Source organism: Saccharomonospora iraqiensis subsp. iraqiensis, from assembly GCF_000430445.1.
GTDB classification, from domain to species: Bacteria; Actinomycetota; Actinomycetes; order Mycobacteriales; family Pseudonocardiaceae; genus Saccharomonospora; species Saccharomonospora iraqiensis.
In genome coordinates this window covers 6,075-10,482 of sequence record NZ_KE387039.1, presented here as the reverse complement: position 1 = coordinate 10,482, position 4,408 = coordinate 6,075, and the positions used below count along the sequence as shown (strand labels likewise).

The following is a 4,408-nucleotide window of genomic DNA, read 5'->3' as shown; positions in this document are numbered from 1 at the left end:
CGCCGCACGCGGGATCTCCCGGACCCTGGCCTCCCGCGGCCGGGCCTGACCCCGGTGGCACGACCCGCCCCGGCCGGGGCCACGGGGTGCGTTTGGCGGGCGGCCCGTGGGGGCATGCCGCCGCGTGGGAGGAAGGGGAGACCGATGTCCGAGGACGACACCCTGGCCACCATCGACCGGCTGATCGAGGAGGAGCGGGAGCTCCGCTCCCGGGCGACGGGCACGGGCCTCGACGAGGAGGATCGCGCGCGGTTGCGGCACCTGCAGGAGCGGCTCGACCAGTGCTGGGACCTGCTGCGCAGGCGCAGGGCGAGCGCGGAGTTCGGCGGCGACCCGGATCAGGCGCAGGCCCGCCCGGTGAGTGAGGTCGAGTCGTACCAGCAGTAGTCCCGCCGGTACCGGTGCGGCGGGACCGGACCTCCCGCCGCACGCGGGTCACCCGTACGGGCGTACTTCGTCGACATGCGGGTATCCGCAGGCGCGTCTAGCGTGATTCGTGGCCTCCCCGAGCCGTCGCCGGACGGAAGGCGCGCCGGGGACGCACCTTTCGGCGGAGGGACTTTCGTGGACACGCAGCTCGTACGCCCGACGAGGATTCAGGAACCGGCCCCGGTCCCGGCCAAGCGCGGCCAGCGCGCGTTGAGTTGGCTGCGCACGACCGATCACAAGGCGATCGGCCAGCTCTATCTGGTCACGGCCATGTCGTTCTTCATGGCCGGCGGCATCATGGCGTTGGTCCTGCGCACCGAGCTCGGCCAGCCGGGCCTGCAGTTCCTCTCCGTCGAACAGTACAACCAGATGTTCACGCTGCACGGCACGATCATGCTGCTGTTGTACGCGACCCCGGTGCTGTTCGCCTTCGCCAACCTGGTGCTGCCGCTGCAGATCGGTGCCCCGGACGTCGCCTTCCCCCGGCTGAACTCCTTCTCCTACTGGCTGTTCCTGCTCGGCGGGTTGATGGTGCTCGCTTCGCTGCTCACCCCGGGTGGGGGCGCGGACTTCGGCTGGACCGCCTACACCCCGCTGTCGCGGGAGCAGTTCTCGGTCGGTATCGGCGGGAATCTGTGGATCATGGGGCTGGTGGTGTCCGGGCTGGGCACCATCCTCGGGGCGGTCAACATGATCACGTCGATCGTGTGCATGCGTGCGCCGGGCATGACGATGTGGCGGATGTCGATCTTCACCTGGAACATCCTGTTCACCAGCGTGCTGATCATCATCGCCTTCCCGATCCTGACCGCCGCCCTGCTCGGGCTGGCGGCCGACCGGCTGGTGGGGGCGCACGTGTTCGACCCCGCCAACGGCGGGGCGATCCTGTGGCAGCACCTGTTCTGGTTCTTCGGCCACCCCGAGGTCTACATCGTGGCGTTGCCGTTCTTCGGCATCATCACCGAGATCATCCCGGTGTTCAGCCGTAAGCCGTTGTTCGGCTACCGGCTGATGGTGTTCGCGACCATCGGGATCATGGGCCTGTCCGCGGTGGTGTGGGCCCACCACATGTACGCCACCGGCGCGGTGCTGCTGCCGTTCTTCGCGATGACCACGTTCCTCATCGCGGTGCCGACGGGGATCAAGTTCTTCAACTGGATCGGCACGATGTGGAAGGGGCAGCTCACTTTCGAGACGCCGATGCTGTTCTCGCTCGGCTTTCTGATCACCTTCCTGCTGGGCGGGCTCACCGGCGTCATCCTCGCCGCGCCGCCGTTGGACTGGCACGTGCACGACAGCTACTTCGTCGTGGCGCACTTCCACTACGTGCTGTTCGGCACGATCGTGTTCGCCACGTTCGCCGGGATCTACTTCTGGTTCCCGAAGTTCACCGGCCGGATGATGAACGAGCCGCTGGGCAAGCTGCACTTCTGGCTCACCTTCGTCGGCTTCCACACCACGTTCCTGGTGCAACACTGGCTCGGCAACGAAGGCATGCCCCGGCGTTACGCCGACTACCTTCCCTCCGACGGGTTCACCACGCTCAACGTGGTCTCCACGATCGGCGCGTTCGTGCTGGGCCTGTCGATGCTGCCGTTCCTGTGGAACGTGGTGCGCAGCTACCGCTTCGGTGACCCGGTGACCATCGACGACCCCTGGGGCTACGGCAACTCGCTGGAATGGGCCACGAGCTGCCCGCCACCGCGGCACAACTTCACCGAACTGCCGCGGATCCGCTCCGAGCGTCCCGCGTTCGAGCTGCACTACCCGCACATGGTGGAGCGGATGCGCGGCGAGGGCGAGATCACCTTCACCGGGAAGACGAAGGATGCCGAGCGCCCGCACCTGCCCCCGCCCGAGGTCAAGGCGTCCGACGCCACCAAGGGCGAGACCGGGTGAGCCGGTCGCCACGTGGCACACTCGCCGGTGTGGCGGACAGGGACAGGGACGACGAGGGACGCGCACGCAACGCCAGGCCGCGCGACGGGCTCGGCAGGCCGTTGCCCTACGACGCCGCGGGCGTCGAACGTCAGCCGGAGGGTGTGACGCGCACCCCGGAGCAGACGGTGCGCGAGGCGCAGCGGCTGTTGGACGAGGGCAAGCCGTTCCACGCGCACGAGGTGTTCGAGGACGCGTGGAAGTCCGGTCCGGACGCGGAGCGGGAGCTGTGGCGGGGGCTGGCCCAGCTCGCCGTGGGCCTCACCCACGCCGCCCGCGGCAACCCGAACGGAGCGGTCTCGCTGCTGCGCCGGGGCGCCGACAACCTCGCCGGGTTCACCGATTCCGCCCCGCACGGCCTCGACGTCGCCGGCCTGCGCGAGTGGGCGGACACCCTCGCCGGGTGCGTCCCCGGCCACGACACCCCACCCGACCCCGCCGCCGTCGCCCCCCGCCTGCGGCCGGAGGACCGGTCCGAGGGCTGACCCGGCCGCATCCGGTGCGGGGGACCCGGGCAACTCGCCCGCTTCGGCAGCCCACTCGGCGGGCCACACATGCAACAATGGCAGGACCTCGACGGGAGGGGAGGTGCCACCATGACCACCGGAAACGCCGGTCACTCGTCCGAACTGCCGCGACCGCTGGATGGCCCGGCACTGGCCGAAGAGCTCGCCCGGCAGAAGGACGTGCAGCCCATCCACAGCATCGACGACCTGGCCTGCGACGGCATCTTCGACACCGACGAGGAGCTCGATGAGTTCCTCGAATTCACTTACGCAGCACGACGGACCGACCTCGCGTAACCGCCCGTGAACTCGGTGATTCTCGACACTGACGTAGCCTCGCGCAGCTTCAAGCGTGAGCTTCCTCCCTCCATGGTCCAACATCTCATGGGCCGCCGTCCCTTCATCTCTTTCGCCACTCTGGGCGAACTCATCCGTTGGGCTGATCAGCGTGATCGGGCGGAGCGCAGGCGTGCCCGCCTCCAGCACTGGCTCTCCGCGATTCCGGTGCTGCCGGGCAGCGAGCAGGTCTCCCGAACCTGGGGCGAACTTGCCGCTTTCGCGGCGAGGCGAGGACGACCAAGGCCGCAGAACGACACCTGGGTAGCCGCGTGCTGTCTCGCCTACGACATCCCACTCGCTACCTTCAACATCAAAGACTTCGCAGACTTCGCGGACTACGAAGGTTTGGAGATCCTCGGCTACTCACCGGCTTACTTAGTGCGTACCCGGAGGAGTCCGACGCCTGCCCCGCCGCACCCGGTCCGGGGAACCGGGTGCGGAGGCCCGATTCGTTCAAGACCGGGGGCCACGCGCGGCCGTACCGTGCCGGAATGACACCACGTTTCGCTCTCCTCGGCCTGGTCGTGGCCGACATGTCCGCGTCCCTGGCGTTCTACCGCAGGCTCGGTCTCGACCTGCCCGCCGAGGCGGACACCCGGCCGCACGTGGAGGCCTCGCTGCCGGGTGGCCTGCGACTGGCCTGGGACACCGTCGAGACCGTGCGCTCGTTCGCCCCCGACTGGACCCCGCCACGGGGTGGGCCCGGGATCTCCCTGGCGTTCGTGTGCGACGACCCCGCCGCGGTCGATGGCACCTTCAGCACCCTGGTGGGCGACGGCTACCGGGGCGTGCACGGGCCGTGGGACGCCTTCTGGGGCCAGCGCTACGCCACCGTCGCCGACCCGGACGGCAACCACGTCGACCTGTTCGCCCCGCTCGACGGGTGATCATCCGTCCGGGGTGGGCAGCAGCGCGGACAGCGGAACCCCGGCGAGGGCCTTGATCCCGCGGCTGAGGTGGGCCTGGTCGGCGTAACCGGTCTCCACCGCGACGTCCGCGGGCGGTGTGCCCGCACGGGCGGAGTCCAGCGCGCGCCGCATCCGCAGGATCCGGGCGAGTGTCTTCGGTCCGTAGCCGAAGGCGCGCAGGCACCGTCGGTGCAGCTGCCGGTCGCTGAGGCTCACGGTGCGGGCGAGGTCGGCGACGCGCTCGCCCCGGTCGAGCCGGTCCGCGACGAACGCCGCCAGCGGGTCCGG

At 69.7% G+C, this 4,408-nt stretch carries 7 protein-coding genes; 6 read left to right on the top strand and 1 reads right to left on the bottom strand.

Features of this window, described 5'->3' with window-relative positions:
- The first annotated feature begins 144 nt into the window (after positions 1-144).
- The 6 genes from ACTIR_RS0101900 (at position 145) to ACTIR_RS0101880 (ending at position 4,099) form a co-directional block, all read left to right on the top strand.
- Positions 145-387, top strand: coding sequence for a DUF2630 family protein (locus tag ACTIR_RS0101900; protein ID WP_026453021.1), 243 nt, complete (start codon positions 145-147; stop codon positions 385-387).
- A gap of 177 nt (positions 388-564) precedes the next feature.
- The gene (ctaD, locus tag ACTIR_RS0101895; RefSeq protein WP_026453020.1) at positions 565-2,328 is read left to right on the top strand and encodes an aa3-type cytochrome oxidase subunit I; all 1,764 of its coding nucleotides are present in this window, start codon (positions 565-567) and stop codon (positions 2,326-2,328) included.
- A 29-nt stretch (positions 2,329-2,357) separates the two neighbouring features.
- Entirely contained in the window at positions 2,358-2,852 is a 495-nt protein-coding gene (locus tag ACTIR_RS0101890; protein ID WP_034237872.1) for a DUF309 domain-containing protein, read from the top strand.
- A 111-nt stretch (positions 2,853-2,963) separates the two neighbouring features.
- Positions 2,964-3,170 carry a hypothetical protein gene (locus ACTIR_RS27050; protein ID WP_034237869.1) on the top strand — a complete coding sequence of 69 codons (207 nt, stop codon included), beginning with the start codon at positions 2,964-2,966 and terminating at the stop codon, positions 3,168-3,170.
- A gap of 6 nt (positions 3,171-3,176) precedes the next feature.
- Entirely contained in the window at positions 3,177-3,707 is a 531-nt protein-coding gene (locus ACTIR_RS25085; protein WP_154663637.1) for a PIN domain-containing protein, read from the top strand.
- Positions 3,704-4,099, top strand: a complete 396-nt coding sequence (locus ACTIR_RS0101880) for a VOC family protein (RefSeq protein WP_026453018.1) — start codon at positions 3,704-3,706, stop codon at positions 4,097-4,099. Before ACTIR_RS25085 ends, ACTIR_RS0101880 begins: the two co-directional genes overlap by 4 nt.
- Here the strand turns inward: ACTIR_RS0101880 and ACTIR_RS0101875 are convergent.
- A partial coding sequence (locus tag ACTIR_RS0101875) for a helix-turn-helix domain-containing protein (RefSeq protein ID WP_026453017.1) occupies positions 4,100-4,408 on the bottom strand: 309 nt, incomplete at its 5' end.

Excerpts from the sequence above, each read along its gene's own strand:
- ACTIR_RS0101900 (WP_026453021.1), top strand. The coding sequence starts at position 145 with ATGTCCGAGGACGACACCCTGGCCACCATCGACCGGCTGATCGAGGAG.
- ACTIR_RS0101880 (WP_026453018.1), top strand. The coding sequence starts at position 3,704 with ATGACACCACGTTTCGCTCTCCTCGGCCTGGTCGTGGCCGACATGTCC.
- ACTIR_RS27050 (WP_034237869.1), top strand. The coding sequence starts at position 2,964 with ATGACCACCGGAAACGCCGGTCACTCGTCCGAACTGCCGCGACCGCTG.